Annotated in this window: 1 rRNA gene; it reads right to left on the reverse strand. The window is 54.1% G+C overall.

Going from position 1 to position 1230, the window contains the following annotated elements:
* Positions 1 to 1230 (reverse strand): 23S ribosomal RNA (locus HP568_RS29475); the annotation flags it as partial.

Genomic DNA, 1230 nt, shown 5'->3' on the forward strand with positions numbered 1-1230 from the left:
ACTGCTTGGACGGCCATCCAGTAGGCCGCTCACCCTATCCTCCTGCGTCACGCCATTGCTCAAGCGGAACAGAGGTGGTACAGGAATATCAACCTGTTGTCCATCGCCTACGCCTTTCGGCCTCAGCTTAGGTCCCGACTAACCCTGGGAGGACGAGCCTTCCCCAGGAAACCTTAGGCTTTCGGTGGACAAGATTCTCACTTGTCTTTTCGCTACTTACACCGGCATTCTCACTTCCAAGCGCTCCACCGCTCTTTCCAGTACGGCTTCACTGCTGCTTGGAACGCTCCCCTACCCAGTCCGTAAGGACTGCCATAGCTTCGGTGATACGTTTAGCCCCGTTACATTTTCCGCGCAGAGTCACTCGACCAGTGAGCTATTACGCACTCTTTAAATGGTGGCTGCTTCTAAGCCAACATCCTGGTTGTCTGGGCAACTCCACATCGTTTCCCACTTAACGTATACTTGGGGACCTTAGCTGATGGTCTGGGCTGTTTCCCTTTTGACGATGGATCTTAGCACTCACCGTCTGACTCCCGGACATAAGTCATTGGCATTCGGAGTTTGACTGAGTTCGGTAACCCGATGAGGGCCCCTAGCCCAATCAGTGCTCTACCTCCAAGACTCTAAATTCCGAGGCTAGCCCTAAAGCTATTTCGGGGAGAACCAGCTATCTCCGAGTTCGATTGGAATTTCACCGCTAGCCACACCTCATCCCCGCACTTTTCAACGTGCGTGGGTTCGGGCCTCCAGTAGGTGTTACCCTACCTTCACCCTGGACATGGCTAGATCACACGGTTTCGGGTCTACGGCAGCGTACTATCGCCCTATTCAGACTCGCTTTCGCTGCGGCTCCGTCTCTTCAACTTAACCTCGCACGCTACCGTAACTCGCCGGTTCATTCTACAAAAGGCACGCCGTCACCCTTTTAACGGGCTCCGACTATTTGTAAGCACACGGTTTCAGGTACTATTTCACTCCCCTCCCGGGGTGCTTTTCACCTTTCCCTCACGGTACTGGTTCACTATCGGTCGCTAGGTAGTATTTAGCCTTAGCAGATGGTCCTGCCAGATTCACACGGGATTTCACGTGTCCCGCGCTACTCGGGGTTGGTCTCGGAGAGACGCGCGTTTAGGTTACGCGACTATCACGCTCTATGGTCAGCTTTCCCAAGCTGTTCACCTACGCGCGTCTTTTGTAACTCCATGTGAGACGCCCCACAACCCCGCC

The organism is Brevibacillus sp. MS2.2, assembly GCF_013284345.1.
Taxonomy (GTDB): Bacteria; Bacillota; Bacilli; order Brevibacillales; family Brevibacillaceae; genus Brevibacillus; species Brevibacillus brevis_C.